This is a genomic window from Arthrobacter sp. UKPF54-2, assembly GCF_007858535.1.
In the GTDB taxonomy this organism is placed as follows: Bacteria; Actinomycetota; Actinomycetes; order Actinomycetales; family Micrococcaceae; genus Arthrobacter.
In genome coordinates, this window is sequence record NZ_CP040174.1 from 1,334,095 (window position 1) to 1,359,605 (window position 25,511).

At 68.2% G+C, this 25,511-nt stretch carries 27 protein-coding genes; 13 read left to right on the forward strand and 14 right to left on the reverse strand.

The window, feature by feature from the left end; all coding sequences use genetic code 11:
• The first annotated feature begins 28 nt into the window (after positions 1-28).
• On the forward strand, positions 29-529 hold the full coding sequence (locus E7Y32_RS06045) for a DUF456 domain-containing protein (protein WP_146336335.1): 501 nt from the start codon (positions 29-31) through the stop codon (positions 527-529).
• A gap of 128 nt (positions 530-657) precedes the next feature.
• On the opposite strand, the gene E7Y32_RS06050 is transcribed toward E7Y32_RS06045, so the two are convergent.
• On the reverse strand, positions 658-1,332 hold the full coding sequence (locus E7Y32_RS06050; protein WP_146336336.1) for a LysE family translocator: 675 nt from the start codon (positions 1,330-1,332) through the stop codon (positions 658-660).
• 105 nt (positions 1,333-1,437) lie between these two features.
• On the opposite strand from E7Y32_RS06050, the gene E7Y32_RS06055 reads away from it, so the two are divergent.
• Positions 1,438-1,893: an Lrp/AsnC family transcriptional regulator gene (locus E7Y32_RS06055; protein WP_146336337.1), complete on the forward strand. Its 456-nt coding sequence runs from the start codon at positions 1,438-1,440 to the stop codon at positions 1,891-1,893.
• 12 nt (positions 1,894-1,905) lie between these two features.
• Here the strand turns inward: E7Y32_RS06055 and E7Y32_RS06060 are convergent, their stop codons facing one another.
• Entirely contained in the window at positions 1,906-2,364 is a 459-nt protein-coding gene (locus E7Y32_RS06060) for an Lrp/AsnC family transcriptional regulator (protein WP_186372297.1), read from the reverse strand.
• Positions 2,365-2,692: 328 nt separating this feature from the next.
• Between E7Y32_RS06060 and gluQRS the strand changes: the two genes are divergently transcribed.
• Together gluQRS and E7Y32_RS06070 are read left to right on the forward strand one after the other, a co-directional pair.
• Positions 2,693-3,589, forward strand: coding sequence for a tRNA glutamyl-Q(34) synthetase GluQRS (gluQRS, locus tag E7Y32_RS06065; RefSeq protein ID WP_146336338.1), 897 nt, complete (start codon positions 2,693-2,695; stop codon positions 3,587-3,589).
• Between the two features lie 9 nt (positions 3,590-3,598).
• Positions 3,599-4,210 carry an HD domain-containing protein gene (locus E7Y32_RS06070; protein ID WP_146336339.1) on the forward strand — a complete coding sequence of 204 codons (612 nt, stop codon included), beginning with the start codon at positions 3,599-3,601 and terminating at the stop codon, positions 4,208-4,210.
• Between the two features lie 14 nt (positions 4,211-4,224).
• On the opposite strand, the gene E7Y32_RS06075 is transcribed toward E7Y32_RS06070, so the two are convergent.
• From E7Y32_RS06075 to E7Y32_RS06100, 6 genes are all read right to left on the reverse strand, one after another.
• Positions 4,225-5,541, reverse strand: a complete 1,317-nt coding sequence (locus E7Y32_RS06075; protein ID WP_146336340.1) for an ATP-binding protein — start codon at positions 5,539-5,541, stop codon at positions 4,225-4,227.
• A 112-nt stretch (positions 5,542-5,653) separates the two neighbouring features.
• Positions 5,654-6,256, reverse strand: a complete 603-nt coding sequence (locus E7Y32_RS06080; protein WP_186467054.1) for a DUF305 domain-containing protein — start codon at positions 6,254-6,256, stop codon at positions 5,654-5,656.
• A 111-nt stretch (positions 6,257-6,367) separates the two neighbouring features.
• Positions 6,368-6,844, reverse strand: a complete 477-nt coding sequence (locus E7Y32_RS06085) for a hypothetical protein (RefSeq protein WP_146336341.1) — start codon at positions 6,842-6,844, stop codon at positions 6,368-6,370.
• Positions 6,845-6,933: 89 nt separating this feature from the next.
• Complete coding sequence (locus tag E7Y32_RS06090; protein ID WP_146336342.1) at positions 6,934-7,890, reverse strand: L-lactate dehydrogenase; 957 nt, start codon at positions 7,888-7,890, stop codon at positions 6,934-6,936.
• Positions 7,891-7,911: 21 nt separating this feature from the next.
• Entirely contained in the window at positions 7,912-8,655 is a 744-nt protein-coding gene (locus E7Y32_RS06095; RefSeq protein WP_146336343.1) for a glucose 1-dehydrogenase, read from the reverse strand.
• Positions 8,656-8,820: 165 nt separating this feature from the next.
• Positions 8,821-9,438, reverse strand: a complete 618-nt coding sequence (locus tag E7Y32_RS06100; RefSeq protein ID WP_146336344.1) for a uracil-DNA glycosylase — start codon at positions 9,436-9,438, stop codon at positions 8,821-8,823.
• A gap of 444 nt (positions 9,439-9,882) precedes the next feature.
• Here E7Y32_RS06100 and E7Y32_RS06105 point away from each other — a divergent pair, with 444 nt between their 5' ends.
• Positions 9,883-11,013 carry an IS1249 family transposase gene (locus E7Y32_RS06105; protein ID WP_261382595.1) on the forward strand — a complete coding sequence of 377 codons (1,131 nt, stop codon included), beginning with the start codon at positions 9,883-9,885 and terminating at the stop codon, positions 11,011-11,013.
• 102 nt (positions 11,014-11,115) lie between these two features.
• On the opposite strand, the gene E7Y32_RS06110 is transcribed toward E7Y32_RS06105, so the two are convergent.
• Entirely contained in the window at positions 11,116-12,366 is a 1,251-nt protein-coding gene (locus E7Y32_RS06110; protein ID WP_261382604.1) for an HNH endonuclease signature motif containing protein, read from the reverse strand.
• A gap of 249 nt (positions 12,367-12,615) precedes the next feature.
• Between E7Y32_RS06110 and E7Y32_RS06115 the strand changes: the two genes are divergently transcribed.
• On the forward strand, positions 12,616-13,164 hold the full coding sequence (locus tag E7Y32_RS06115) for a hypothetical protein (RefSeq protein ID WP_146336346.1): 549 nt from the start codon (positions 12,616-12,618) through the stop codon (positions 13,162-13,164).
• Between the two features lie 48 nt (positions 13,165-13,212).
• On the opposite strand, the gene E7Y32_RS06120 is transcribed toward E7Y32_RS06115, so the two are convergent.
• Positions 13,213-14,745 (reverse strand): amidohydrolase, encoded by a 1,533-nt coding sequence (locus E7Y32_RS06120; RefSeq protein ID WP_146336347.1) that lies wholly within the window; start codon positions 14,743-14,745, stop codon positions 13,213-13,215.
• A gap of 354 nt (positions 14,746-15,099) precedes the next feature.
• Between E7Y32_RS06120 and E7Y32_RS06125 the strand changes: the two genes are divergently transcribed.
• The 5 genes from E7Y32_RS06125 to E7Y32_RS06145 all read left to right on the forward strand — a co-directional run bounded on the left by E7Y32_RS06125 (position 15,100) and on the right by E7Y32_RS06145 (position 19,586).
• The gene (locus E7Y32_RS06125) at positions 15,100-15,480 is read left to right on the forward strand and encodes a hypothetical protein (protein ID WP_146336348.1); all 381 of its coding nucleotides are present in this window, start codon (positions 15,100-15,102) and stop codon (positions 15,478-15,480) included.
• Entirely contained in the window at positions 15,477-16,532 is a 1,056-nt protein-coding gene (locus tag E7Y32_RS06130; protein ID WP_146336349.1) for a zinc-dependent alcohol dehydrogenase family protein, read from the forward strand. Before E7Y32_RS06125 ends, E7Y32_RS06130 begins: the two co-directional genes overlap by 4 nt.
• Positions 16,529-16,978: a flavodoxin domain-containing protein gene (locus E7Y32_RS06135; RefSeq protein WP_146336350.1), complete on the forward strand. Its 450-nt coding sequence runs from the start codon at positions 16,529-16,531 to the stop codon at positions 16,976-16,978. Before E7Y32_RS06130 ends, E7Y32_RS06135 begins: the two co-directional genes overlap by 4 nt.
• Complete coding sequence (locus E7Y32_RS06140; RefSeq protein WP_146336351.1) at positions 16,975-18,711, forward strand: DUF4389 domain-containing protein; 1,737 nt, start codon at positions 16,975-16,977, stop codon at positions 18,709-18,711. Before E7Y32_RS06135 ends, E7Y32_RS06140 begins: the two co-directional genes overlap by 4 nt.
• Before the next feature lie 95 nt (positions 18,712-18,806).
• Entirely contained in the window at positions 18,807-19,586 is a 780-nt protein-coding gene (locus tag E7Y32_RS06145; RefSeq protein ID WP_146336352.1) for an SDR family NAD(P)-dependent oxidoreductase, read from the forward strand.
• A gap of 6 nt (positions 19,587-19,592) precedes the next feature.
• Here E7Y32_RS06145 and E7Y32_RS06150 read toward each other — a convergent pair whose 3' ends face one another.
• The 4 genes from E7Y32_RS06150 to E7Y32_RS06165 all read right to left on the reverse strand — a co-directional run bounded on the left by E7Y32_RS06150 (position 19,593) and on the right by E7Y32_RS06165 (position 23,670).
• Entirely contained in the window at positions 19,593-20,252 is a 660-nt protein-coding gene (locus E7Y32_RS06150; protein ID WP_146336353.1) for a GntR family transcriptional regulator, read from the reverse strand.
• Positions 20,253-20,373: 121 nt separating this feature from the next.
• A complete protein-coding gene (locus tag E7Y32_RS06155) occupies positions 20,374-21,366 on the reverse strand; it encodes a transketolase family protein (protein WP_146336354.1) in 993 nt (330 codons plus the stop codon).
• Positions 21,363-22,172: a transketolase gene (locus E7Y32_RS06160; RefSeq protein WP_395940451.1), complete on the reverse strand. Its 810-nt coding sequence runs from the start codon at positions 22,170-22,172 to the stop codon at positions 21,363-21,365. Before E7Y32_RS06160 ends, E7Y32_RS06155 begins: the two co-directional genes overlap by 4 nt.
• A gap of 160 nt (positions 22,173-22,332) precedes the next feature.
• Positions 22,333-23,670: an MFS transporter gene (locus tag E7Y32_RS06165; protein WP_146336356.1), complete on the reverse strand. Its 1,338-nt coding sequence runs from the start codon at positions 23,668-23,670 to the stop codon at positions 22,333-22,335.
• A 193-nt stretch (positions 23,671-23,863) separates the two neighbouring features.
• On the opposite strand from E7Y32_RS06165, the gene E7Y32_RS06170 reads away from it, so the two are divergent.
• Both E7Y32_RS06170 and E7Y32_RS06175 read left to right on the forward strand, forming a co-directional pair.
• Positions 23,864-24,688: a sugar phosphate isomerase/epimerase gene (locus E7Y32_RS06170; RefSeq protein WP_146338286.1), complete on the forward strand. Its 825-nt coding sequence runs from the start codon at positions 23,864-23,866 to the stop codon at positions 24,686-24,688.
• 37 nt (positions 24,689-24,725) lie between these two features.
• Positions 24,726-25,502 (forward strand): SDR family NAD(P)-dependent oxidoreductase, encoded by a 777-nt coding sequence (locus tag E7Y32_RS06175; protein ID WP_146336357.1) that lies wholly within the window; start codon positions 24,726-24,728, stop codon positions 25,500-25,502.
• The last annotated feature ends 9 nt before the right edge of the window (positions 25,503-25,511 follow it).

A 25,511-nucleotide genomic window follows, 5' to 3' on the forward strand; every position in this document is an offset into this window, starting at 1 on the left:
GCACAGCAGCCGGCCATAGACTGGGGCGATGAATCCCGAGACTGTGGTGACGGTCCTCTGCGGCCTGGCCATCCTGGTGGGCGTGGCCGGCATCATCATCCCCGTGCTGCCAGGCAGCATCCTGATCGCCCTGAGCCTGCTGGCCTGGGCCATCTGGGGCGGAGACGGCACCACCGGATGGGTGGTCTTCGGGATCGGCCTGCTGCTCGTGCTGGCCGGGATGGCCGCCAGTGCCGTGCTGACCGGCCGGAAGCTTAAGCAGCACAGCATTCCCGGCCGGTCCGTCGTCGCCGGCCTGGTGTTCGGCGTCGTCGGGATGTTCCTCATTCCGGTGGTGGGGCTCTTCGTTGGTTTCGCGGCCGGGCTGCTGCTGAGTGAACTGCACCGCACCCGCGCATGGCGGACCGCGGTCACCTCCAGCTGGGCGGCGCTGAAAGCCACCGGCCTGGGCATGATCGCCGAGTTCGGGCTGGCGTGCCTGGCCGCGAGCACCTGGGTGATCGGCGTCTGGGTGGCGGCCGCCGCCTGACTGTGGGCCTTGGCCGTTTGAGTGGACCGTGTTGGGCTCCGACGGCGGCCGGGGCCTTCGTGCAGGGCGTCACCGTCTACGCCGGCGGCAGCCGGACCTACGACATTCTGTGGGTGATCGGGCGGCGCTTACCCGGCCGCGGCGAGCCTGCCCAGCAGCGGGGCCAGTTGCTCGGTCAGCAGCACTACGCCTAGGCCCACCATGATGACCCCGCTGGCCAGTGTCACCCGCCGTGCCGCGCCGGGCCGGGAGTGCAGGAGCTTGCGGGCCAGCAGCGCCACGCAGCTGTAGATCACGGCCACGAGCAGAACAAAGGTGAGGCCAAGCAGGCCGGATTGCAGCGGCACCGGCAGGGCGGCGTCCGTGCTGACGAACTGCGGGACCAGGGCGAGGAAGAACAGCAGCCCCTTCGGGTTGATGCCGCTGGTACCCATGCCCTGCAGGAAGATCCGGAACTGGTTAGCGGATGCCGCGGCGTCCGCCCGGGCGGACGCCGGAGCGTCGGCCGCACCGAAGCTGGCGCCCCGCCACGACCGGACCGTGCCGGCGCCCAGCCACAGCAGGTAGGCCGCACCCGCCACCGTCAGCCAGCCGAGGAGCCCGGGCATGCCGGTGATCACCGCGGCCAGGCCGGCGGTCAGGAGCGCCGTGTGCACGACGTACCCGCCGCACAGGCCGGCAACGGCCGGCACTAAGCTGCGCTCCCTTAGCCCGGCCGCGATCGAGTAGGCCCAGTCCACGCCCGGCGTGCAGGCGAGGGCCACGGCGACGCCAATGAAAGCGAGAAAGAGCTGGGGGTTCATGGGGGTCTCCTGAGGCTGCGGCTACAGAGCCCATCCTAGGAATTTCCAGCCCATAAGTGTTCACTGTTTTCGCGCAGAACCCCGCGCCGACGGTAAGGTTATTGCGTGATCGACCACATCGACAGAAGTATTTTGCGCCACCTGCGCGAGGACGGCCGGATGACTGCCACCGCGCTCGCCGCGAAGGTGGGCCTAACCGTGGCTCCGTGCCACCGCAGGCTCCGTGAACTGGAGGCCACCGGCGTGATCCGGGGCTACCGCGCCGACATCGACCCGGCCGCCGTCGGCCTTGGCTTCGAAGCCATTGTCTTTGTCACGCTGCGGCAGGTGGACCGCGCCACCATGGAGATCTTCGAGAACCGGGTGGCGGAAAACCCCAACATCGTCGAGGCCCAGCGGCTCTTCGGCGAACCCGACTACCTGCTGAAGGTCATTGCGGAGGACCTGCCGGCGTACCAGCGATTTTACGACGCCGAGCTCACCTCGCTGCCCGGCGTCGAGCGGCTGACCTCCACGCTGGTGATGAAAAACCTGAAGGCATACGCCGGGCCACCGGTCTGAGCGGTCCCCCGCTCACCCGTCCAGCAGTGCCGTGGTCCGGTAGGGGATGACCTCGCGCAGGAACATGCTCGTCGAAGTCCGCACAATGCCGGGGCAGAGGCGGATTTCCTCGGAGACCCGGTAAAGGTCGTCCGGGCTCGTGGCCACGACCCGGATCAGCAGGTCGGTGTCGCCTGCGGGCGCGTGGCACTCCAGCACCTCCGGGATGTTCCGCAGCGCGGCGATCGCCTCATTCAGGTGGCTCTGGTCCAGCTCTGCACTCACCGCCGCCGCCACTCCGCGGCCCAGTGCGGCCGGAAGCACCCTGCTGCTGTTGGGCCGTAGCGCGCCCGACGCCGTCATCCGCTCCAGGCGGGACTGGACCGTCCCGCGGGCCAGGCCGAGTCTCTGGGCCAGGACCATGATGGGGACCCGCGGGTCCGCGTCCAGCGCGAGGAGGATCCGCCGGTCCGTCGCGTCCAGTTGCTGCAATCTGACCACTTCCTGCCACTCGTTAGGATGTCACTTGGACAGTCTGACCAGTCAGCGAGTTGTCCGTTGCACCAACTGTATGGCTCCTGCTCAAATAGTGGCAACAAGGGATGCGGGCCACCGCCGGCACCCGAAGGCTACGGATCCCCCGGTACACCACCCGGATTCCCGATGAGGCCCCCGCAAGGAGCCCGCCGCTGATTGACTCTTGTTCACGCATCGTCATTCCGCACACCCTTTCGGCAAGAGCCCCTGAGCCCCCGACGTCGGATCTCCGAAGTCATCGGTGGCTGAGGGGCTCTTGTGTTGTCCGGCATAGGCTGGAGTCATGACAGCAGCCGGTCGTTTCGCCCCCAGCCCCTCCGGCGAACTGCACGTGGGCAACCTGCGCACCGCGATCCTGGCCTGGCTCTTCGCCCGGTCCACCGGCCGACGCTTCCTGATGCGGGTAGAAGACCTGGACCGCGCCCGGGCCGGCGCCGAGGCGGAACAGCTCCGCGACCTGGCGGCGATCGGCGTGGACTGGGACGGCGGCGTCGTCCGCCAGACCGAGCGTGAACACCTCTACACGGAGGCCATCGAGCGGCTCACCGCGGCCGGACTGACCTACGAATGCTTCTGCACCCGCCGCGAAATCCACGAGGCACCCTCCGCCCCGCACGCCCCGCAGGGCGCGTACCCTGGCACCTGCCGGGACCTTTCCGAGGCTGACCGCGAGGCGAAGCGCGCCGTCCGGCCCGCCGCGGTCCGGCTCCGCGCGGCGGTTACCGAGGCGTCCGTGCAGGACGTGCTGCACGGCAGCTTCACCGGCGTCGTGGATGACTTTGTGCTCCGCCGTAACGACGGCGTCACGGCGTACAACCTGGCCGTCGTGGTGGATGACGCCGCGCAGGGCATTGACCAGGTGGTCCGCGGCGACGACCTGCTGCCCTCCACCCCGCGACAGGCGTATCTCGCCACCCTTTTGCATATTCCAGTTCCGGAATATGCCCACGTTCCGCTGGTGCTGAACGCCGACGGCGCCCGCCTCGCCAAGCGCGACGGGGCGGTCACGCTGGCGGATCTGGCCGCCGCCGGGGTTCCCGTGGAGGAGGTGCGGGATGCGCTGCTGGCCTCGCTCGGGCTGCCCGCGGGATCCCTGGAGAACGCGCTGGCCGCGTTCGAGCCGGCGGCGCTGCCGCGGGAGCCGTGGGTGTGGACGGGGCTGGGCGGGCACGGCGCGTAGGCTGGAAACATGTCAGAACCAGAGTTCAGCGAAGCGCCCACCCCGCGGCCAGGATTTACCGTCGAGACCGCCAAGGTCCTCGCAGAGGTGGCCCACAATCGGCAAAAGGACAAGCTCAAGCGGCCCTACCGCGAGCACGTGATCGCCGTCGGCGACGCGCTGGCCGACTTCGACGACGACATCCGGATCGCCGGGTACCTGCACGACATCGCGGAGGACACCCCGATGACCCGGCAGGCGCTGCTGGACATGGGCGTGTCAGAACGGGCTGTGGACATCATCGAGCGGGTCACGAAGCGCCTGCACGAAAACCCGGACGACTACCAGGCCGGCATCCGGTACATCGCCGAGGACCACGACGCCACCCTGGTCAAAATTGCGGACAACGCGCACAACTCCCTGCCCGAACGGGTCCAGGCGCTGGCCGAGAAGTGGCCGGACAAGCCGCCGGTCACCCGCTACGCTGACGCCCGGCCGGTGCTCTACGCCGCGGTCCCGGTGGAGGAAACCCGCAAGATCCTGGCCCGGATCAACCCCTGGCTGCTGGAGGAGCTCGACGACATGCTCGACGAGGCCGACGACACCGACTACGAGAACCTGTCCTACGACAGCACCCCGTAGGGAAGCCCCGAAGGCTAGACGCGGCCCAGCAGGTCGATGTCTTCGAGGAATTCCTGCTGCACCTCGGCGCTGACCGTGGTCCGGGTGTCCCCGATCGCATCGAGGTAATCCTGCGTCGCGGGTCCCTTCCGGACCGCGTCGCGGACCGATGCCGTTCCCGCCGAAGCCGCCCCGCCGTCGTCGTACACCGCTTTTTCCAGCGCCCGCTGGGAGGCGCTCCGGGCCGCATATTCGATGTCCGCGGGGGAGAAGCCCTCGGTGCGGTCCACCAGCAGCTCCACGTCCACGTCGTCCACCACCGTGGCGGGGATGAAGCGCTGCCACATGGCCTCGCGGGCCAGGCGGTCCGGCAGGCCGATCGGAATGACGTAGTCGAAGCGGCCGTGGCGCAGGAACGCGGAGTCCAGGGCGCGGATGAAGTTGGTGGCGCAGACCAGCAGCCGGCCTGGCTGTTCGCGGAACGCCGGGATGATTTTCAGCAGCTCGTTGGTGACGCCCTGCAGCGGCGACGGCGGATCCCCGGCCCGCTGCGAGGCGATCTCCTCCACCTCGTCGATGAACACCACGGCGTGCTCCAGCTCGGCGATCTCCAGGAAGGTCTCACGCAGCGCCCCGGCGAGGCCCTTGGGATCGGAGGCCAGTCGGGAGGGGAACACTTCCACAAACGGCCACTCCAGACGGGAGGCGATCGCCTTGGCGAAGGTGGTCTTGCCGGTGCCGGGCGGGCCGAACAGCACCACGGCGCGCGGCGGGACCACACCGTACTCGTCGGCGAGGTCCGCCTCGGCCAGCGGCAACACCAGTCGGCGCTCCAGGAGTTCCTTCTCGTTCCGCATGCCGGCGACATTTTCCCAGAGGTCGCGGGCCAGGATCCGGCCGCCGAGCTGGCTCAGCGGCTCGAGTTCCTGGCGTTGGACCGGGATTTTTCGTTCGAAGTAGCGCAGGTTCTTCTTCAGCACGAAGCCGCGGCTCAGGAAGGCCTCGACGCGGGTTTCGGATTCCGGCATGAGCGCGGAGAGCTTGTTCAGCCCGTGCGGGGCCATCCGGTTTTCCACCGCGGCCAGCAGCGAGGTGCCGATCCCGCGGCCGCGGAACTCAGGGAGGGTGGCGAGGAAGACGATCCAGCCCTGGTCGTGCGCGGCGCGGCCGACGGCGGCGCCCACCACCTGGTCGCCCTGCACCGCGACGACGGCGTGGTCCTTCTCGCAGGAGGCGAGGACCTCGGAGAGCGCGTAGACGGGCTCGACGTTGGTGGCCTTAAGGGATTCCCAGAGGTGCAGGATCCCGTCCAGGTCGGCCGAGTGGAAATCCCTGATTCGCCAGTTGGTCATGAGGTGTCTCCCGGGTGGTTCGTCGCTGAGCCAGGTGGAACTTCTTTCCTCCGAGCTTAGGCGAACCGGGAGGCGGCCGCGCTTGGTTACGCCGCCGCCTCCCCCGCCGGGACTAGAGCGCGGCCAGCAGGCCCTTCATTTCCTTGATCTCGTCCGTCTGGGACGCCGCGACGTCCTTGGCCAGCTTGATCGCCTCCGGGTTCTTGCCGCCGCGGACCTCGGCGTTGGCCATCTCGACGGCGCCCTCGTGGTGGGCGATCATCTGCGTCAGGAACAGCTTGGCAGCCTCGGTGCCGGTGGCGGCGTCGAGCTTTTTGAGCTCGTCGTCGCCCAGCATGCCGGACATTGCATGGCCGCCCGGCATCTGGGTCGATTCGTTCCAGTCACGGAGCCAGCCGGTCATCCGGTCGATCTCCGGGCCTTGGGCCGCCTTGATCCGGCTGGCCAGGGCGGTCACCTTGGCGTCGATGCCGGGCTTCTTGAGCATCATCTCGCTCATCTGGACGGCCTGGGCGTGGTGCGGGATCATCCCCTGGGCGAACATGGTGTCCGGGGCGTTGTGGTCGGCGGCGGCACTTGCGCCGGGCATTGCCTGCCCGGAGCTGTGGTCCATCCCGGGCATGCTGCTGCCGCCGGAACCGGAACCGGTCGAGCAGCCGGCCAGGGCGATGACGGCGGCCAGGGCGGTGGCGGAAATTGTCAGTGCTTTGTTCACGAGAAATCTGTCCTTTGGGAATCCGGCAGGTGCCGGCGTCGGACGGCGCGCGGCATAGGGTGCGCGCACCGGGAGGGCATGGGTGCCGGCGGAGAGCGGCACGGCGTCCCTTTATGTCCGGCTGATGGACAGCTCAAGCGGCGTGGGCGTCGCCGGTTGGTGGGAGTGGGCGGTGGCCGGCTCGGCTGAAGGCGCGGTGCGGGCCTGGACCGCCAGCAGCGTGGTCCCGGGAGCCGGGGCGCTCAGGGAGGCCCCCGACGGCGCGGGGGTGCAAGAGACGTGCGCGGAGCTCTGGCCGCCGCAATCTCCGCCGCAGCCGCACGACGGCGGGGCGGGAGTTTCGTGGCTGGGTGACGCGCCGGCGTGCTTGGCGGCGGCGTGCCCGGAATCGGTGTGCCCGGCGGCGGAGTGCTCCGCTGCGGCCAGCGCCACTTCCCCGAACGGCGCTCCGGCCGCGGACGCGTGTGCGGCGTGGGACGCCGAAAATACATGCATGCCCAGCAGGCCCGCGAGCACGGCGAGGACTGTGGCAAGGAGGGCGGCCCGGACGAGCCCCGCGGCGTGATGCCGGGTAAGTGCTGCGACCATGAGCTACCTCCGTCCGGTCCGTTGTTCCGCAGTTCAGGCTACCGCTGTTCAACGACGGACCCGGGAATTGTGTTCCCGGCCAGGCTGGCTCAGATCCCGAGGGAGGCGAGGCTCTGCCGGAGGGTCTCGGCTGAGTGGTGCAGCGAGGCCAGTTCGCCCTCGTCCATCGGGGTCTCCAGCACCGCACGCACGCCGCCGTGGCCCACGATGCTGGGCAGGGACAGGGCCACGCCGTCGATCCCGTACTGGCCGGCCAGCACGGTGGAGACCGGCAGCACCGCGTTCTCGGAGCGCAGCAGCGCCTCCACGATCCGGGCGCCGGAGAGCCCGATCGCGTAATTCGTCGCGCCCTTGCCGGCGATCACCTTGTAGGCGGCCTGGGTGACCTCGCGGGCGGTCTCGCTGAGGTAGCCGGGGGTGAAGATGCGCTCGCCGTCGACCTTCCAGCCCCGGATCGGGACCGGGCCGATCGTCGCGCCGGACCAGACCGGGAACTCGGTGTCGCCGTGCTCGCCTACCATGCTGGCGTGGACGCTGCTCACCGACACCCCGGCGCGGTGGGCCAGCAGCCAGCGCAGCCGCGAGGTGTCCAGCACGGTGCCGGAGGAGAAAATCCGCGACGTCGGCAGCCCGGTGATCTTCTGGGCGGCGACGGTCAGCACGTCGCAGGGGTTGGTGACCAGCACGTACACCGCGTCCGGGGCGTGTTCGAGCAGTTGCGGCATGAGTTGTTCGAGGATGCGGACGTTGGTCCCGGCCAAGTCGAGGCGGGTCTGGCCGGGAGCCTGTTTAGCCCCGGCGGTAATGACCACGACGTCGGCGCCGTCCGTGACGCTGATGTCCGCGCCGCCATTGACGGTGGCCGCGGCCGCGGTGAACTGGGTGCCGTGGGCCAGGTCCAGGACCTCGGCTTCCGCCTTGGCCGCGTTGACGTCGTAGAGGGCAACGTGGCTGGCCGAACCGCGGATCAGGGCGGCGTACGCCAGCGAGGTGCCGACGCTGCCGGCGCCCACGACGGCGAGTTTGGAACCGGTTTGCGCGGACATCAGCCTCTCCACCGTACGCGGTCAGCCGGCCGGGGTAACGACGGTGCCGGCCGTCTCGCCGCCGTCGATGACGAACTCGGCGCCGGTGACAAAGGAGGATTCGTCGCCGGCCAGGTACACGGCCAGGTCGGCGATCTCCGTGGGCTGGCCGATCCGGTGCAGCGGGACGTGGCCGGTGTCGAAGGTCATGCCTTCGGTCATGGGGGTCTGGATGACGCCGGGGTGCACGGAATTGACCCGGGTGCCGTCCCGACCCAGGTCCAGCGCCGCGGCCTTGGTCAGGCCCCGCACGCCGAACTTCGAGGCGGTGTACCCGGCGAGGCTCTCGTAGCCGCGCAGGCCCGCGATGGAGGAGACGTTGATGATGGAGGACGCGCTGGCCTTGGCCAGTGCCGGGGCGGCGGCCTTGATGCCGTTGAAGACGCCGGTGAGGTTCACGTCGATGATCCGGGCCCACTGTTCGTGCGGGTACTCGTCGATCCGGCCGAAGTTCACGATGCCGGCGTTGTTCACCAGTACGCTCAGGCCACCGAACGCTGTGACCGCCTCGCTGACCGCGGCCTCCCAGTCCGCCGGCTTCGTCACGTCCAGGTGCACGTAACGGACGCCGTCGCCGAGTTCCGCAAGCAGCCGGGCGCCGTCGTCGTCCAGGACGTCGCCGACGACGGCTCTCGCCCCCTCGGCCAGGAAACGCCGCGCGATGGCCGCGCCGATGCCGCGGGCGCCGCCGCTGATGAGGGCGACTTTGCCGTCCAACCGTCCCATGCTGGTCCCTTCCGAGCCGCAACCGTCAGCGCTCCGGGAGTCCGCGACGGGCCGGCCGACATCCGGCCAGCCCTCCCAGCATGGCCACGGAAGGCGGGGTTGGGCAGGGCCGTTGGGCCCAAGGCCGACGGCGGCAGGCGCGTGCGGGCCGGCGTCGTGGCTTTGTTAGAGGTGCTGGATCCCGGCCCGCTGCATCGCGTCCTGGTAGACGGCGACGTTCTTGGCCAGGAGCTCCTCCTGCTTGGCCGGGGAGACGGCGAAGGCACGGCCGCCGAGGGCGGTGGCCTTGTAGATCTTCACGCCGCGGTTCTTCAGCGAGGAGTGGTAGGTCTTTTCGAAGAGCGTCAGGAAGGCGTGGGCGTCGGCGCCGTGCGCGATGATCGCCGAGGTGCGCTTGTTGATCTTCATAAACTGGCGGAAGGGGCGCAGTCCGTCGGTCTTTTCCTGGACGTTCAAGGCGGAGGGGAGCTCCGGGTCGCGGACCCAGGGGTAGGCGTTCCACGGCATCACGTAGCGCGGGTCGAGCTCGACGGCCTCGTAGATGGAGGTGGCGCGGCGGGCGGCCTCGTCCTCGTTGAAGTGCGAGACGAACCCTGATTCGCAGCCCTTTCCGGGCGCGGTATGGAGGCTGACGATCCGGCACTCGTCCTCGTCATGGACAGGGTCGATGTAAGGAACCACGGATCCCGGCTTCTTCTCCATCAGTTCGTCGCAAAGTTGGGTCACAGCCGCGATGTTCGGTTCCTGCAGCAGGGTCTTCTTTTCGTCCCAGTCAATCGTCACGATTTCTCCCTCAGCACTCGGCGTCCAGAATCAGGCGTCTTGTTCCACTCTACGCTTCTGTTTCCGGGCGCGTTCCCGGCCGTCACGGAAGAGGCTCCGGACCCCTAGCCACGGCCCCGAGAGCGGGCGTACGCTTAAAGCGCCTGCAGGTAACCACTTGATTAAGCCGGGCTGATCAGGACATGAAAGTGTCCGGGCCGTCTCATAGCGAGATCGCGAAGGTACCTGCAGGTCCTGTGTTTAAGGGAGGTCTACGCCGCTTCAGCAACACTGACCCTCGCCCCCTCAGCACCTCAGCGTCTTGACGATTCGCCGGATTTCGGGGTTATAGGACAAAATGTGTGTCTGCGTGAGGCCTGCTTCCTAGTGCCGGGGCGGTAATGCGGGGTTTGCTATGCCCTGAGACTCGTAGTTGTGGCTGGTGCTGGGAATTCCTCGCGTTGTGTGCTCTGTGGTTCTGGACTCAAGCGGAACGGTAAGACCTCCGCCGGGCGGACCCGGTGGAGATGTACGGGGTGCGGTGCGAGCAGCACCAGGACCCGGCCCGATGTGGAACGCCGGGCCCAACTGGGCGCCTTTCTCGGCTGGCTCATGGGCAAGAGCTCCCAGGTCGAGTGTGTCCGGGAAGGCGCCGACCGGTCCTTCCGCCGCCGGACGGGCTGGTGCTGGAATATCGCCCCACAGATTCCCGTCACCGGCGAGGTCCACGACCAGATCCAGGTCGACGGGATTTACGTCGGCTCGTGGTGCTGCCTGATCGCGGTCGCCGGCGATTACGTCCTCGGGTGGCAATGGTGCGACACCGAGAAAAAGGCTGCGTGGGCGGCCCTGCTGGCAAGGTTCCCCGCGCCCACGGTCGTGATCACCGACGGCGGCGCCGGGATTGCCGCCGCCCTGTCTGAATGCTGGTCCGAGACCGCGGTCCAGCGCTGCCAGGTGCACGTCCAACGCAACGTCCGCACCTACCTGACCGGCCGGCCCAGAACCGAGGCCGGCAAAGCGCTCCTGCGCCTTGGCCGTGCCCTGACCAGAATCACCACGGCGACCGAAGCCGCGGCCTGGCTCGGAGGCCTGAACGACTGGTATCAGGACCACGGGCACCTCGTCCGGGCCAGGACCTACCGCAACGGCACCGCCCTCGTGCCGGGATGGGTGCGGGCAAACCAAAGCTGGTGGTTCACCCACGACCGGCTGCGCAAGGCCTACCGGCTCCTCGAACGCCTCAGCCGGGCCGGGACTCTCTTCACGTACCTGCGTGCCGAACACGCCGGGCTCAACATTGCACCCACAACCAACCGAATCGAAGGCGGCACGAACGCCCAGCTCCGTCTAATCCTCCGGGCCCACCGCGGGATGAGCGAAGAGCACCAAAAGCGCGCCATCGAGTGGTACCTCTACCTCCACAGCGAAAACCCGCTACCGCCGGCCGAGCTGATCGCGGCGCACCACTACGAGCTCCCGCGGCCGAAGCGAACGGTGATCACGGACGGTACTCCGGGCCCGGAACGTTATAGCGCCGGTCTCAGCGCCGAAGAAGGCCTCTGGGCCAGAAAAGGCTGGGCAGGACGCACCTAACACGCCCGAAAAAGACACACATTTTGTCCTATAACCCCGTTATAGCGCCGGTCTCAGCGCCGAAGAAGGCCTCTGGGCCAGAAAAGGCTGGGCAGGACGCACCTAACACGCCCGAAAAAGACACACATTTTGTCCTATAACCCGGATTTCGCGGCGCTGGCGGGGCGCCGCCAGCAATGCCGTTCCCGGAAGCGGTGGTGCGGTGGAGTGGTAAGTGTGGCCGGTCGGCGTCGTGAGTTGGAGGGTGTGGCGGGGTCCGGGGCGGGTCTGGGCGCTCCAGCCGGGGGTTTCTTTGGTGTGGTTGCAGGCTTCGCAGAGGCCAGCGCCGTTGCTGCGGCTGGTGGTGCCACCGTTGTGCCAGGGGACGATGTGGTCCAGGTGGCGGATGGGGGCGTCGCAGTAGGGGGTGCGGCAGGTGTGGTCGCGGGCCTGGATGAAGCGGCGCAGTCCGGGCGGGAAGAGCCGGGCACGGGAATCCATGGCGACGAGGTCGCCTGTGGCGGGGGCCGTGTAAAGCCGCCGCAGCCAGACCCTCATCGCCTCGTTCCGGTTCTGGCCCGGGCCGGCCAATGTCCGCGCCCAGCCGGCGGGGACAATCCCATAGCCGGGGAGGCGGGCCGGTTCGCTGTCGCCCTGGAACAGGGTGCGGTCGGTCATAACGAGCTGGATTTTGATGCCGCTGATCCCGCCGGCCTTGCCGGTGGTGCGTTCGACGAGGGTGTCGGCCATCAGCTGGCCGCGGGAGCGGGTGTCCCCGTCGGAGTGGGCGGTGTCCGCGGCCCGGGTGAGCGCCGAATGGACGGCCACCCCTGCGGCGACGGGGAGCAGGGCCGTGAGGTAGCACATGGTGTCCGGGGCCGGGCGGAGACTGACGTGGCGTTCGGTAGCAGCATGCGCGGCACGCTCGGTAACCGAGTGCGGGTCCCGGCGGTAGGCGGAGGCGCGGACCGCGGTGACGATGGCCCGGTCGCCCGCCCCGCCGAAAGTCCCGGCGTCGGCCGCCAGTTCCTCGTCCACGGCGGTCCGGTCGGCCGCGGATAGGCAGGCGGTCTCACGGACCAGGAGGGTGGCGCGCCATTCGTTGAGCTGGCCGGTTTCGAGGGCGGCGAGGGTGTGCGGCATCTCGGCGACGAGGGCCTTGGCGAGGCCGAGGAGCCGGCCGCCGCGGGCGGGGGATTCGCGCCGGGCGAGGGCGATCTGCGCCCCGACGCCGGCCCCGAGCTGGTCGGCGGGCAAACCGGCGTCGGCTTGTTCGCGGCGCTGGAGCATATCGAACGCGACCGACAGACGGGCCTGCCGGGCGGCCAACGCACACTTCCGGTCTTCCAGTGCCCGGATTTCAGCGATCAGCATGGCGCCGTCGGCGTTCGGCGCGACGCCGGACGTGACTGCGGCTTCCGCGTGCAGCGTCACGGCCGCGCCAGGCGTTGCTGGCGTCACCTCGCAACTGCAGGCGCAGGTGCACCCCTGTATTGCCGGAGCCTCCGCGGACCACTGCTTGCCGTCCATAGAAACACGCTATCGGGCACCTGTGACAATAAAAGCGGCCCCGGAATCCGCCTATCCGTAAGCTTTACGTAAGCGCCTCCAACCAAGGAATCCATGCCGACCAACAGACAGTCACTAAAACAGGACGGCTTCACCGGATTCCGGCCGATCGGGGAGCTGGACATCAACCGGATCCCGCAGAAACCCGGCATCTTCGCGGTGCTGCGGCCGGACACCAGCGCACCCGGCAGCGCGACAGGAGCCCCAGCGCCTAGCCTCAGCCCCCAGTTCCTCGCCAAAAGCACGGCAGGCGTCTTCAAAAAGAAGGACCCCAGCCTGAAGCCGGAAGCGCTCGACGCCGAATGGGTCGACGGAGCCGACGTCCTCTATGTGGGCAAGGCTGGCCCGGGGAGCAAGGGCAACCGCGGGCTGCGCCGGCAGATCCAGGAATTCGTCGACTTCGGCCGGGGCAAGCCGCCGGGCCACTGGGACGGGCGGCTCATCTGGCAGCTCGCCGCCGCCAACAAACTGGTCATCGCGTGGAAGGAGCTGCCCGTGGAGCAGCTCGCCGCGGCCGAGGCCGGGTACCACGCCGCGTTCGTCGAGGAATACGGCAGGCTGCCCTTCGCGAACCTGGTCCAGGCACGCGTCAAGGGGGCCTAGCCAGCAAGGGCGCCCAGCCGTCCAAGGAGCCCGGCCGAACGCCGCCAGCTACACCCCGCCCCGGTACGTAAACTGCCCGGCCACCAGCGTCGCTGCCACCGGCATCGCGGCGAACTCGGCGTCGGAGACGGCCAGCGGATCGGCGTCGAGCACCACGACGTCGGCCGGGTCGCCGACGCTGATCCGCCGCCGCCCGCGCGACGATGCCGCCAGCGCCTCCTGCCGGGTGAGGGCCTGCTCCGGGTGCCAGGGCTCCCGCCAGGGTTCCCGGCCGTCCTGCCGGGCGCGGGTGGCGGCGGCGGACATCGCCGTCCACGGTTCCAGCGGCGCCACCGGAGCGTCGGAACCCAGCGCCAGCGTCGCCCCGGCGTCGAGCAGGGACCGCAGCGGGAACGCCCGTTCCGTCCGTCCGGCCCAGTTGGAGTCCGCCGCATCGCGGTCATCGAGTGCGTGGGCGGGCTGCACGCTGGCGGTGATGCCCAGTTCGCCGAACCGCGCAAAGTCCTGCCGCCGGACAAACTGGGCATGCTCAATCCGGCCGCGGACACCGGCCGCCGCGAAGGCATTCAGCGCCACCTCGTTGGCGCCGTCGCCGATCGCGTGCACCGCCGGGACAAACCCGGCCGCGCGGGCCTTGACCAGCAGGCCCAGCAGCTCCGGCTCGCTGACGGTGAGCAGGCCGCGGCCGCCGTGCGGGTACGGGTCCACGCAGTAGGCCGTGCGCGTGTTCAGGGAACCATCGATCAGCACCTTCAGCGGCCCCACCCGCAGCAGTTTGGCCCCTCCCGGCACGGGCTGCCCGGTCCGCATCCCCTCGCCAATGGCCCGGTCCAGGTCCTGCGGATAGACGCCGGCGTCCACCCGGAAGGAATCAAAGCCCGCCGCGATCCGCCGGAGCCAGGTGTCCCGGTTCCAGACCATTTCGAAGTCGACAATCCCCACAATTCCGCGGGCCGCGGCCGCCCGCCCGGCGTCGCGGACCATGGCGTCCACCGCCGGGTCGGGCAGGCGCCCCAGTTCCCGGGTCAGTTCAAAGGCCGGATCCTCGCGGACCAGCCCGTCCGCGCCCACCGCTACCCCATAGCGGGCGGCCGCCGCGCTGTTGAGCCACACGCAGTGCAGATCATGGCTGATCAGCGCCGTCGGGACGCCTCCCGTCGCGGCGTCGAGCAGTTCAAGACTCGGCGTGTCGGCCCAGACGGCGTCTCGGAAACCGACCCCCACCAGCGTCCGTCCGCCGTCCGTCTCGCCGCCGTCCGCCGGGGTGGAACCTTCCAGGCGGGAACGCACGACGGCGGCCGCCTCGTGCGCCGACGTCGCGCCGGAGAGGTCGATCCGGCCGGCGGCCAAGGCCCACTGGGTCATGTGGACATGCTCATCCCAGAGTCCGGGAATGACGCAGCGCCCGTCCAGGTCCACCACCGGTGACCCGGCCGGAATCACTGCCGGCGACCCCGATGGCACAATCTGCGCAACCCGGCCGTTTGTAATGAAAATGTCACATAGCGTTTTTTCGCCGAGCTGTCGGGCCGCAGCGAGAACAAGGCCTGATGTGGCGGTGGAGGAGGCGGATTTCGGCATAGGGACAAGGCTAGGGGCGCATCCGGGCGGCAGCAATCCGGGCCACACTGGCCACAGCTCCCACACCGCTCCCAACCCGACCGCGCGGCAGGGCCCGCAAGGGACTTTTGCCCCCTTGCCCATCGGGGAGGGTGCGCTCATTCTGGAACTGGGTCGGTTCCTGCATGGCAATTGGGGGAGGAACCGCTCGAAGCGAAGTATCGGTCTCGCTAGTACCTAGGGTAAGGAAATGGCAATTGCACTTTCCAGCTTGGGCAGGAAAGGCAGGAGACCGGCCATCATGCGTACCGAATTCCCAACAACATTTGATCATCCAACAGCAGCGGTCCTCGGCGCCCGGAGCGCTGATGCCCTGTGAGCCCGCTGCGCCACCTCAACCACGCGAGCCGGGCCCGCGCCTACCACGCGCACCCCTCCCACGGTGATCCGCGGATCAAGGTCGTCATCCGGATCGATACCGCGGAGGAGTCCGCGCGGGTGGAGGTGCGAGGCGTCGTCACCACCGCCAACATCCGCGCCCTTTACGTCGTCTGCCGCCGCGTCGCGTCCAAACTCGCTGGCTACGAACTTGTCGTGGACCTGGCCCATGCCCGGGTCACCGCCGCCGCTTTCGAGGAACTCCGTGAGCATGCTCGCCAGTCGATCGTCTCCTCCGGCATCGACACCTCGGTCACCCCGTGCCGCCTGCGGATCGTCGATCCGCCGGTCATCCTCCGAACCAAGGAGCTTGCGTGAAAGCACTCGTGTACGGCGGCCCGGGCCAGAAATCCTGGACGGACGTCCCTGATCCGACGATCCAGCATCCGTCGGACGTAATCGTCAAGGTGGACACCACCACCATCTGCGGCACAGACCTGCACATCCTCAAGGGCGACGTGCCCGCCGTGGCCAAGGGCCGGATCCTCGGCCACGAGGGCGTCGGCACCATCACCGAGACCGGGTCCTCCGTGACCGGACTCAAGGTGGGGGACCGGGTCATCATTTCCTGCATCAAGTCCTGCGGACACTGCGCCAACTGCAAGACCGGCCTCTACTCGCACTGCATGGGCGAGGAGGGGCAAGCCGGAATAGGCTGGGTCTTCGGCCACCTGATCGACGGCACGCAGGCCGAATACGTCCGCGTCCCGTACGCGGAAAACTCGCTGCACCTGCTGCCGGCGGGCGTGAGCGATGAACAGGCCGTGATGCTCTCCGACATCCTGCCCACAGGGTTTGAAATCGGCGTGCAGTATGGCCGAGTCAAGCCAGGGGACACCGTAGCCGTGATCGGTGCGGGCCCGGTGGGCCTTGCCGCCATCGCCACCGCGGGCCTCTACGGCGCGGCCACCATCATCGCCGTCGACCTTGACGCGAACCGGCTGGAAAAGTCCCGCGAGTTCGGCGCCACCGACGTTGTGCTCTCCGGCGACGCCGACTGGAAGGGCCAGGTCCTGGCCCTCACCGACGGGCAGGGGGTGGATGTGGCCATCGAGGCCGTCGGCATCCCGGCCACGTTCAGCATGTGCACCGACATCGTCCGGCCCGGCGGCAACGTGGCCAACGTGGGGGTGCACGGCAAGCCTGTGGAACTGCACGTCGAAAACCTCTGGATCCAGAACATCAACATCAGCATGGGCCTGGTCAATGCCAACACCACCCCGATGCTGCTGAAACTCGTGGCCCAGAAGAAGGTGCCGGCGGAGAAGTTCGCCACCCACCATTTCACCTTCGACCAGTTCCTGGACGCCTATGACACCTTTGCCCGTGCCGCTGAAACGAAAGCCTTGAAAGTGGTGATCACGGCATGAAGGCGCACATCGTCTACGACTCGGCGTTTGGCAACACCAAGTCCGTGGCGGAGGCCGTCGCCGGCTCGCTCGGCGACCTCGACGCCACCCCCGTAGCCGTCAGCGACTTCCGTCCCGACGACCTGGCCGCGGGGGACCTGCTGGTCCTCGGCAGCCCCATCAACGGCTGGCGCCCGACGCCGAAAATCACCCAACTGCTCTCCACCCTTGGCGACGGCCACCTCAAAGGCGTCAAGGCGGCCGCTTTCGACACCCGCGTGCGGATGTTCATCCACGGCGACGCGGCGAAGAAGATGGCGCACGCGCTGCGGGACAGCGGCGCCGACATCATCTCCGAGCCCATGCCGTTCTACGTCCAGGGCAGCGAGGGGCCGTTGCGTCCCGGCGAAATTGAGAAGGCGAAACTATGGGGCAAGTCACTGCTGGAGGCGTTGGAACGGCCATGAAACCGGGCCGGATCGTCATGCTGGTGCTCGGCACGCTTTCCGCGTTGCTGGGCCTGGGACTCCTGGCCGGCGCCGGCTTCACCGGCTGGGCCAATTATCAGCAGCGCGACGGCGGTTTCTTCACCACCCCGTCGGAACGGTACTCCTCGGACTCCTACGCCTTGACCTCGCCGCGGCTGGACATCATGACCGAAGCCCGGCCCGGGATCGACCCGGGCGTGGTCCCCGGCAGCGTGATGCTCCGCGGCTCCACGGCCGACTCGGCGAAGCAGATCTTCATCGGCATCGCGCCGCAGGCGGATGTGGCACGGTACCTGACTGACGTCAGGCACTCCGAGCTTACCGAGGTCCGCTTCTCGCCCTTCCGGGCCGAATACCGGGAGGTGTCCGGCACCCAACCGCCAGCCCGGCCTGCCGACCAGACGTTCTGGACTGCCTCGGCCACCGGCGCCGGCAGCCAGGAACTCAAGTGGGACCTGCGCCCCGGGAACTGGGCCGTGGTGATCATGAATGCCGACGCGAGCAGCCCGGTCTCCGTCGACCTCCGCGGCGGCGCGCGTTCGGACCTGCTCTGGCCGGTTTTCCTCGGGCTGCTGATCGGCGGCATCGTGCTGCTGGCCCTCGGCGTCCCGCTGATTGTGGCCGGGGCGGCCGGGCTGGGCCGCGGACACCCGCCGCAGGGGCCGGGACCGGGGCCGCAACCCGGGGTTGCCTACGCGGCTTCGGCGGGTGAGCCATACGGCGGGGTCCAGCCGCCGGCTGGTGGCTACGGCGCCGCCCCATACGCGGCGCCACCGCCCGGCAGTCCGAGGCCGGGAGGCTACGTCTATCCGGCGCGCCTCAGCGGCTATCTTGACCCGCACCTGTCCCGCTGGCTGTGGCTGGTCAAGTGGTTCCTGGCCATTCCGCACTACATTGTGCTGTTCTTCCTGTGGTTCGCCTTCGTTATCACCACGATTGTGGCCGGGTTCGCGATCCTCTTCACCGGCCGCTACCCGCGCTCGCTGTTCAACTTCAATGTGGGGGTGATCCGCTGGAGCTGGCGCGTGGCCTTCTACTCCTACTCGGCGATCGGCACGGACCAGTATCCGCCCTTCACCCTCGCCCGCACCGGGTACCCGGCAGACTTCGACGTCGACTACCCCGAGAAGCTCTCCCACGGCCTGGTGCTGGTGAAGTCCTGGCTGTTGGCGATCCCGCACCTGCTGATCGTCGGAGTGCTGACAGGGACCATGCGCGGCTGGGGCGGCCGCGAGGGATACTGGGCGGACGGCCAGTGGATCCAGCAAAACACCGGGATCTCGCTGATCGGACTCCTGGTGCTCATCGCCGGCGTCATCCTGCTGTTCACCGGCCAGTACTGGCGGGGCCTGTTTGACCTGCTGATGGGCCTGAACCGTTGGATCTACCGGGTCCTCACCTACGTCGCCCTGATGCGCGACGAGTACCCGCCGTTCCATCTGGACATGGGCCCCACCGACCCCGGTGACCTGCAGCCGCTGGCGCCCGCCGGGCCCCCGGCCGCCCCCGCCTACGGCCAGACCGCCTCTGCGTACGGCGAAACGGCGCCTGCCGCGGGCCCGCCGCAGCCGGGCCAGTCGTCACAGCCCCCGGGGTTCTACGGCATCGGGGGTCCTCCCGCGTCAGTTCCGCCGGAGGTCCGTGAAGGCCGCGGCCCGGAAAGTCCCCAGCCGGGTCCAGAGTCCGGACCGGAGGCCCCGCGACGCCCCTGACCCGGCCAGGCTGCCCGCCCACCCCCCTTGCCACCGGACCCCGTCGAGAACATAGTTGAGGGAATTCACCACTCCGCGGCGGGAGGCAGGGACAGATGCTGACTAACCAGGTGCCGGCCGGCGGCCTGCTGCAGGGCAAAACCGCGCTGATCTACGGGGCCGGGGGAGCGATCGGGGGAGCGGTGTCCCGGTCCTTCGCCGCCGAAGGCGCCACTGTCTACCTCGCCGGACGCACCGAGCCCAGGCTGGAGAAAGTCGCCCGGGACATCCGGGACGACGGCGGACGGGCGGAAACCGCCGTCGTGGATGCGCTGGACGAACAGCAGGTGGACGCCTTCGTGGATGCCGCGGCCAAAAAGGCCAAGCGGATCGACATCTCGTTCAATGCCATTTCCTTCGGCGACATCCAGCAGCCGCTGATGGAAATCGACGTCAACGACTTCACCCAGCCGATCACCCTGGCCACCCGCACCCACTTCCTCACCACCAGGGCCGCGGCGGGGCACATGCTCAAGCAGAAGTCCGGCGTGGTGCTGATGTTCGGCGGTTCCGGCCCGCAGACCATGGCCGGCCTCGGCGGGTTCAAGGTGGCCCTGGATGCGATGGAGGGGCTGCGGCGGCAGTGGGCGCTGGAGCTGGGGAAGTACGGCGTTCGTGTTGTCACCATGGTGAGCGGCGGCATCGTCGAGACCATTCCCTGGCAGGTGGAGGGCCGGGAGGAAATCGTGGTGGAGATCGCCAAGGCCGCGCACCTGAACCGCACGGCCACCCTGGCGGACGTCGGCAACGTGGCAAGCTTTATCGCCTCGGACAAGGCCGGCGCCATCACGGATGCCACCATCAACATCTCCAGCGGCGCCATCGTGGACTACTGACCTTGGTTAGGCCACGAGGTTGGACGCCGCACCTTCCATGTGTTCGAGAATCGTTGTGCGGGCCAGGGCGGCGTCGCCGGTCTCGATCGCGGCGATGATGTCGTGGTGCCGGTCCACGCTCATGTTCTTCACGGCCCGATCGACCCCGGCATACATGATGGACATTCGGATGGATCCCTCCAGTGATTCCCAGGAGTGCAGCAGCGTCTCGTTTCCGGTGAGACGGCACAGCGTCCGGTGAAATTCGAGATCGGATTCGATCCGTTCCTCCAAGGTGCCCTCGGCGGCGGCGGCCATGGCGTCGATCGCGGAACGCAGGGATATGATCACGGCGGCCCGGTCCGGGAGTTCGCACAGCGCCCTTACCGCCAGCGACTCGAGTGCCGCCCGAACGGCGAAGATGTCACGGATTTCCTTGGCGTCCAGATGCCGCACGGACAGTCGGCCGCGTGCTCCGGCCGAAAGCAGCCCTTCCTGCTCCAACTGGCGCAGGGCTTCACGGAGTGTTCCGCGGCTGATCTGGAGCATCTCTGAAAGCTCGGTCTCCACCAGATGGCGGCCGGGTTCGAGTTCACCGCTGGTGATGGCCGTGCGCAAAGCGGACAGCGCCTGCTCGCGGAGGCTTTTCTTTTCCAGGCCCAGAAGCGGGGCTGTTAGTCCGGCCATGGTCGTCCTCACTGTCAGTGGTCAACTGTTTACAGTTGGTTTGTTAACAGTTGATGGTACGGCACGCGGGCGGGGTCGGCACTTGCCCGGCCCCGTCCGCGTCCCCAGACCGACCTTGCCCTCAGCCGAGTTCGGCGAGCACCTGGGCGACGATCCGCTGCACCGTGAGCCCGTAGCGTTCGTGCAGGGTGGGTAGCGCGCCGGCGTCGAGGAACTCATCGGGCAGCGCCACCGGCACTACGCGCTTGCCCAGGCCCGCCGCGACCACGGCCGAGGCGACGGTCTCGAAGAGGCCGCCCACCACACTGTGGTTCTCCAGGGTCACGGCGAGGCGGTCGGTATTCAGCTCGGCGAGGACTGTCGCGGAGTCGAACGGCTTGATCGTCGGAGCATGGACCACCGCGACGTCCACGTGGTGGGCCGCCAGCGCCTCGGCAGCCTGCAGTGCCCGCATGGACATAAGTCCGCTGGAGACGAAGACGACGTCGTTGCCTCCGCGTAGGACTTTGGCTTTGCCGAGTTCGAAGGTGTAGTCGTACTCGTCCAGCACCGTGGGGACGTTCCCGCGCAGCAGCCGCAAATATGTGGGTCCTTCACTGGCGGCCAGTTGCGGCACGGCCTGCTCGATATCGAGGGAGTCGCACGGATCCACAATGGTCAGGTTGGGCATGCCGCGGAAGATCGCCATGTCCTCGGTCGCCTGGTGGCTCGGGCCGTAGCCGGTGGTCAGCCCGGGAAGCCCACCGACGATGTTGACATTGAGGTTCGGTTCGGCGGCGTCCAGGCACAGGAAGTCGTAGGCGCGCCGGGCGGCGAACACTGAGTACGTGGACGCGAACGGGACCAGGCCGGTCTCGGCAAGGCCGGCCGCGGCACCGAAGAGCAGCTGCTCGGCCATGCCCATCTGGAAGAAGCGGTCCGGAAAAGCCTGGGCGAAGATGTGCATGTCCGTGTACTTGCCCAAGTCCGCCGTCAGGCCCACGATCCTGTCGTTCTCCTGGGCGGCCTTGACCAGGGCGTGCCCGAACGGTGCGGGCGCAGTTTTCTGGCCCGGATCCGCGAAGGATGCGATCATGGCCGAGGTCTTGAGCTTCGGCGTGGTGGCGGTGCTCATTCGACGGCCTTTCCTTCGAATCCTGCGGTCAGCTGCTCGCGGCAGGTCTGCCATTCGTGTTCTTCGATGCGCATGAAGTGAGCCTTTTCGCGGCCCTCGAGCAGTGGGACGCCGCGGCCCACCTTCGTGTCGCACAGGACCACCGAGGGGCGTCCGACGGCGTCGGCCTGGGCGGCCGCGTTGTCGAAAGCGGCCAGCAGCGCGCCGACGTCGTTCCCGTCCACGCGCTGGGTGTACCAGCCGAAGGCCTCCCACTTTTCGGTGACAGGCTCGGTCCGCAGCACCGTGTCGGTCTTCCCGTCGGCTTGCAGGGCGTTGATATCCACCATGGCGGTGAGGTTGCCGAGCTGGTGGTGGTGTGCGCCCATGGCCGCCTCCCAGGTGGAGCCCTCGTCGAGTTCGCCGTCGGAGAGGAAGTTGTAGACCCGGGCGGTCGAGCCCTGGTACCGCAGGCCCAGAGCGGTCCCGACAGCGATGGAGAGGCCGTGGCCCAGGGAGCCGCCGGAGATTTCCATGCCGGGGGTGTAGGTGGACATCCCGGACATCGGAAGCCGGGAATCGTCGGAGCCGTAGGTTTCCAGCTCCGTGACCGGAATGATCCCGGCCTCGGCGAGGGCGGCGTAATGGCCGATCGCGTAGTGGCCGGTGGAGAGCAGGAACCTGTCTCGCTGGGTCCACTCCGGATCCTCGGCGCGGAACCGGAGCTGGTCCGCATAGACAACCGCGAGCATGTCCGCGGCGCCCAGCGCCTGGCCCACATAGCCCTGGCCCTGGACTTCGCCCATGTTCAGGGCATGGTGACGGATCCGGAAGGCGGCGCGGGTGACCCGGCCTAGGCGGTCCGCCTCTTGTCCGAAGGCTGCGCCCCCGGCTGTTTTATCCTGTGTGAGAACCACAAGTCTGCCTTTCAAGAATGTGATGTGAGGAGCGTGGGGGGAGGCCTGCGACGGCCTCCCGTCGGTCTTCCTAAGCGCTCACGGAGACGGGAGTGCTTTTGGTGGCCTCGTCCCCGAGGTCGCGTTCGCGCTTGCCCCAGGTTTCACGGGTGGCTACGGCAGCCCACAGGCCGATGGCGGCGTACGTTCCGAAGAGAAGGGCCGGGCCCATCCACCCGAAGCTGACGAAGAGCAGCGTGGTGATGAACGGGGTGAATCCGGACACCATGGCCGAGATCTGGTAGGCCAGCGAGGCGCCGGAAGCGCGGGTTTTGGCCTGGAAGAGCTCAGGGAACCAGGCGCCCTGGGCGCCGGCGAGCGAGTTCTGGCACACGGCGTAGGAGATCACGAGGGTGGCGATGATGAAGATGAACAGCCCGGTGTTGACCAGGAGGAACATGGGCACTGCGAACGCCACCGCGAAGGCGCAGGACCAGATGTAGAGCGGGCGCCGCCCGATCCGGTCGGTCAGCCTGGCCCAAGCCTGCGTGGCGAAAATGCCGATGGCGGAAGCGATGCACAGTGCTACGAGCGTTTGGGTCTTGTCCGCCAGGTGCTGGCTGTTCAGGTAGGAAATCATGTACGTGATGGACACCGCGTACCCAGCGGTCTCGGCGATGCGCAGGCCGATGCCCTTAACGATGTTCCGCCAGTCGGTCTTGAGGACCTCCACGATCGGCGCCTTCACGATGTTGCCGCTGTCCTTGACCTCGTCGAAGACGGGGGATTCGGGGACCTTGGAGCGGATGATCAGGCCGACGACGACCAGCACGATGCTGGCAAGGAATGGAACGCGCCAGGCGAGTTCGCCGCCGAGCTGGACGCTGACGAGGAAGACGAGGTTGGCCAGCAGGAGCCCGACCGGGAAGCCGGCCTGGACAATGCCGGTGTACTTGCCTTTGGACTTCCACGGGGCGTGCTCGTAGCTCATCAGGATGGCGCCGCCCCACTCGGCGCCGAAGGCCAGTCCCTGGACGATGCGGACGAAGACGAGCAGTGCAGGGGCGAGCAGGCCGACCTGGCTGTAGGTGGGGAGCAGGCCGATCAGGAACGTTGCGACGCCCATGAGGATCAGGGATGCGACCAGGACAGGTTTCCGGCCGAGCTTGTCGCCCAGATGGCCGCCGATTATGCCGCCGATGGGGCGGGCTGCGAAGCCGACGCCGAGTGTGGCGAAGGCGGCAAGGGTTCCGGTGACCGGGTCCCCGGTGGGGAAGAACGCGGTCCCGAAGTAGAGGGCGGCTGCCGTGCCAAAACCGATGAAGTCGTAGGTTTCGATGACTGCGCCAACGCCGGAGCCGATGGCGACCCGCTTTGCGTCCTTCGTGCCGTGGACCGGGCCCCGCAAGGTGAGAGCTTCGTTGCTCATGTCAATCCCTTTCGAAGAGAGCTGCTGGCGACCAGGCGCCAACACTGTCGACTGTTAACAGATGATACGCCAGTGTGACCCGCGCCATAAACAATGTCAACAGTCAACTTCAAAGGTTGACTGTTGACAGTCGAACTCGTAACGTGGTCCACATCACTACCGCCTTCGGGGCGCGACCAGAGGAACGACAATGATGTTCAATTCCCGACTTGGCTGCTCTTCCATCAGCTTCCGCCATCAGGACCTGCCCACCGCCTTGCGCACTATCGCGGAGCTGGGATTCGACGAAATTGACCTCGGGGCCCTCCCCGGGGTCTGCGACCACGTCCCCTACGACCTTGATGCGGCGGCCGTCGCAGCCGTAACGGCCGAGGTTGCTGACTCGGGCCTGCGGGTCCGTTCAGTCAACGGGGACATCGGGGACCTGAACGCCGTGCTCGACGCCGGCACGCAATCCGCCCGCGACCGCCACCTCGACGCCCTGCTCTCCCTCGCGGCAGGCACCGGCGCCCGGGCCTTGGTGCTGCCCTGCGGGGCCCTCAGCCACGACCCGGTCCACAGCATCGGGGAGGACCTGGACACCATCGCCGCGCAGCTCATCAGGGCTCAGGGGCGGGCGAGGAAGTTCGGCGTCGAGCTCTGGACGGAGTCTTTGCATTTCCTGCGCTTCTGCTGGAACCTCGAGCGCGCGGAACTGCTGGCGCAGCGGCTGGACGCATCCGGCGTCGGGATCGTCATGGACTTCAGCCACATCGTTGCCGCCGGCGAGGACCCGCTGGTCTACCTAGAGCGCCACAGGGGCCGGATTGCCCACGTCCACCTGCGCGATGCCGTGCCGGGCAACATCAATCTCAGCCTCGGCAACGGCGACGCAGATTTCGCCGCCGGGCTGCGCACCCTCGCCGCCGACGGGTACACCGGCCACTTCTCCCTCGAGCTGGAGACCCGCGACGTCACCCACGCCGAACGCCCGGCCGCCGCGGCCAAGGCCGCCAGCTTGATCACCGACCTCATCTGAACCAGCCTCAATCACCAACAGCAACCCAAGGAGCATCATGAGCACCACCATTCAGCGCACCGCAGTCCTCACCGGCGCAACGTCGGACCGAGGCATCGGCCTCACCACCGCCCGCCGCTACGCCAGCCAGGGCTGGGCGGTGGTGATCCTGGACCTCGACGGCGAGAAGTCGGCCAAGGTCGCTGCGGAGATCGGCAACGACTTCAACGTCCCCGCCTTTGGCCACGAGATCGACGTCGCCAACGAGGGCTCCGTCAATGCCGCCTACCAGGCCGTGGCCGCGGAAGTCAGCGCCGGCAATCTCCCCGCCGTCGGTGCCGTGGCCAACATCGCCGGCATCACCTCGCCGGTGCCGTTCCTCGAGACCACCCTGGACCTCTGGAACAAAGTCATGGCGGTGAACGCCACCGGAACCTACCTGGTCACCAAGGCATTCCTGCCGGACATGATCGCCAGCGGCTGGGGCCGGATCGTGAACATGTCCTCCGTCTCGGCCCAGCGCGGCGGCGGGGTCTTCGGCAAGGTCCCGTACTCCGCCGCCAAGGCCGCGATCCTGGGCTTCACCAAGGCACTCGCCCGCGAAATCGGCAGCACCGGCGTGACTGTCAACGCGATCACCCCGGGCGCCGTGGACACGAACATCCGGGTGGGCAGCACCGAGGAGCAGGAGGCAGCCATTAACGCCGGCATCCCGCTGGGACGCAACGCCACCACCGAGGAAATCGCCGCCGTCATCACGTTCCTGTCCTCCGAGGAATCCGCCTACCTCACGGGCACCACCATCGACATCAACGGCGGAAGCCACCTCCACTAGCGAAAACGC